Source organism: Halorubrum sp. Atlit-26R, from assembly GCF_003666015.1.
Classification (GTDB): domain Archaea; phylum Halobacteriota; class Halobacteria; order Halobacteriales; family Haloferacaceae; genus Halorubrum.
Map to the genome: position 1 here is coordinate 1 of NZ_QPLT01000472.1, position 466 is coordinate 466.

Sequence of the window (466 nt, forward strand, 5' to 3'; positions counted from 1 at the left end):
CGACGAGGTCGCGGATCGCGTGTCTGAACAGGTGGACGTGCGCCGGGTGCGTGACGTCGAAATGGACTCTGGTCATCGTCGGTGACCTCGCCGGCGTCCGCCGGCTTTCGGTCGTCGTGTCGGGTTCATGATTGCTCGCTCGTCTGTCGACGAGTCGCTCTTCGGAGAGACAGTTTGTTATGCGACCTATTCGGTCAGTCGGCGGCCCCTGACGAGTGATCGCTCCCGTCGGTCCGACGGGCGGCGCGGTCACGGCGACAGGTCCTCGATATCGGACTCGTACCGTTCGTACAGCTCACCGGGCGGTCCGACCCACGCGCCGAGCTCCCGGGCCCGGCGGATGAGGTCCCGATAGAGCGAGACGTGTTCCGGGTGGTCGTCGCCGAGGTACCGGGGATGCCACAGGACGGTCATGACCGCGCCGTTCTCGGCGGCCTCCCGCAGCAGCGACTCGCACGCCTCCTCG

Annotated in this window: 1 pseudogene; it reads right to left on the bottom strand. The window is 67.4% G+C overall.

Annotated elements, in window-relative coordinates:
• Nucleotides 1-249 precede the first annotated feature (249 nt).
• Nucleotides 250-466 (bottom strand): annotated as a pseudogene (locus DVK07_RS21510) (hypothetical protein); the annotation flags it as partial.